This is a genomic window from Leisingera sp. F5 (genome assembly GCF_001593695.1).
This window is the reverse complement of record NZ_LUKH01000573.1, coordinates 1-2,086: the sequence shown is the minus strand read 5'-3', so window position 1 is coordinate 2,086 and position 2,086 is coordinate 1. Positions and strand designations below refer to the sequence as shown.

The 2,086-nt window shown below is 62.8% G+C and carries 2 protein-coding genes and 1 pseudogene; 1 reads left to right on the top strand and 2 read right to left on the bottom strand.

The features are described 5' to 3' along the window. Nucleotides 1-497: pseudogene (locus A2I95_RS33410) on the bottom strand (glutathione-dependent disulfide-bond oxidoreductase); the annotation flags it as partial. 273 nt (nt 498-770) lie between these two features. Between A2I95_RS33410 and A2I95_RS33405 the strand changes: the two are divergent. After that, the gene (locus A2I95_RS33405) at nt 771-1,289 is read left to right on the top strand and encodes a YHS domain-containing (seleno)protein (protein WP_027258188.1); all 519 of its coding nucleotides are present in this window, start codon (nt 771-773) and stop codon (nt 1,287-1,289) included. A gap of 130 nt (nt 1,290-1,419) precedes the next feature. Here the strand turns inward: A2I95_RS33405 and A2I95_RS33400 are convergent, their stop codons facing one another. After that, nucleotides 1,420-2,019: a GcrA family cell cycle regulator gene (locus A2I95_RS33400; RefSeq protein ID WP_027258189.1), complete on the bottom strand. Its 600-nt coding sequence runs from the start codon at nt 2,017-2,019 to the stop codon at nt 1,420-1,422. Nucleotides 2,020-2,086: the final 67 nt, after the last annotated feature.

Here is a 2,086-nt window from a genome sequence, read left to right as displayed (position 1 = left end):
GCATAGAAATGCCCGAAGCCGCCGCCCAGGTAGGGCGCGCTGCCCATCTGCCAGAACAGCCAGTTCAGGGTTTCGGTGCGGGCGGCGCCTTCTTTGGGCAGGAAGGCACCGAATTTCTCGGCCAGATGCAGCAGGATCGAGCCGCTTTCGAACACCCGCACCGGCTCCGCGCCGCTGCGGTCCAGCAGTGCCGGGATCTTGGAGTTCGGATTCACCCCGACAAAGCCGGAACCGAACTGATCGCCGTCGCCGATGCTGATCAGCCAGGCATCGTACTCGGCGTCTTTGTGGCCCGCCGCCAGCAGCTCCTCGAACATCACGGTGACCTTCACCCCGTTCGGTGTCGCCAGCGAATAGAGCTGGAACGGGTGTTTGCCCGCCAGCAGGTCCTTGTCATGGGTTGCGCCGGCAATGGGGCGGTTGATCGAGGCGAACTCGCCGCCGTTGGCTTGTTCCCATTTCCATACTTTCGGCGGGGTATAGGGGGTATCGCTCATCTGTCGGACCTTGTTCTGATTGTTTCCTGTTTGCGGTCAATCGCACCTGCTGCGGCGATCGGCTCAGGCAGAGATAAGCGGATTTCTGCAAATTCCAATGACTGGAAGGTATGGGCGACGCAAATTTTTCAAAAGTTCACAGAAGCCGCGCCTGCGGACACAGAGCCGTGAGCCCCCCTTCGCATTTGCTGCAGGCCCTATAATGTCAGACCCGAAGCCGGACAGGATGCCGGTGCCCAAGTTGAAGCAATCACCGATGAAAGGGATGATTTCATGAAACGTTTTGCACTTGCTGCCGTGGCAGCGCTGTCCTTTGCCGCCCCGGGTTTTGCAGGCGAGCAATATGTCGACGGCACCGGTTATGCCGTGTCCGGCTATGACGTGGTGGCCTACCGCAGCCTCGAGATGAACGCGTTGGGCACGCCGCAGACCGCCCCGGTGCGCGGCAGCACTGCCTTCACTGCAGAATACAACGGCGCAACCTGGGCCTTCTCGAGCGCGGAAAACCGCGACAAGTTCGCGGAAAGCCCGGCCTATTACGCGCCGCAATATGACGGCCACTGCGCCTACGGCGTCTCGAAGGGCGGCAAGGTGCCAGCCAACCCGAACCTGTGGCGCATCGTCGACGACAAGCTGTACCTGAACATCACCGATGTTGTGGTCGGCTTCTGGGAAGAGGACATCCCCGGCAACATCAACCTGGCCGAAGGCAACTGGCCGGGGATCGAGCCGAACGCGGCCTCGGACAGCGTGATACCGAAATTCACCTCCGCCGGTCCGGTGGCAAACTGATTTGCCGCTGAATTCCCACCCGTCCGGCTGCAAGGCCGGGCGGGTGGTGGATATGAAAAACCCGCGCTGCAAGGCGCGGGTTTGTTTATTTCAGAGGTCTGCACACAGGCTGTCAGCGCCCGCCTGATCCTTAGCGGCGGCGGTCGCGGCGCGAGGACATCGGCTGGAAGGCCACACCCACATGCGCCTCGCAATAGGGTTTGCCTTGCTGGGAGGGCAGGCCGCAGAACCAGAAGTCCTCGGTTGCGGGGTCGCCCACGGGCCATTTGCAGGTGCGTTCGGTCAGATCCATCAGGCTCAGCTTCTTGGCCTTCTTTTCGATCTCGTTGACCTTGGCCAGGGCTTCGGGGCTGATTTCATTGGCCGAAGGCTGCGGCGGCAACGGCTGGCCGGCCGGGATGATCTGGCGGCGTGCAGGCGTCGCCGGTTTGGCTTCGGCTGAGGCCGACTGGACCGCTGCGGGGCGGGCCGGCTCGGTCTTGGGCTGCGGCTTCGGTTTCGCTGCGGCCGCAGGTTTCGGCGCCGCGGCAGCGGGGGCTGCGGCGGGCTTTTCCTTTGGCTCGGCGGCCTTGGTTGTGCCGCTGTTGCGGTTGGACAGGCCGAGGCGGTGCACCTTGCCGATCACCGCGTTGCGGGTAACGCCGCCCAGTTCCTTGGCGATCTGGCTGGCCGACTGGCCCTCGCCCCACATTTTCTTTAGCAGTTCGACGCGCTCGTCTGTCCAGGACATCTGTTGCCTTTCCAAGCTAATAGCGGCCCCAGGGATTCTGCGGCCGCCATCATATTCCGTGTGATCG

Excerpts from the sequence above, each read along its gene's own strand:
- A2I95_RS33405 (WP_027258188.1), top strand. The coding sequence starts at position 771 with ATGAAACGTTTTGCACTTGCTGCCGTGGCAGCGCTGTCCTTTGCCGCC.
- A2I95_RS33400 (WP_027258189.1), bottom strand. The coding sequence starts at position 2,019 with ATGTCCTGGACAGACGAGCGCGTCGAACTGCTAAAGAAAATGTGGGGC.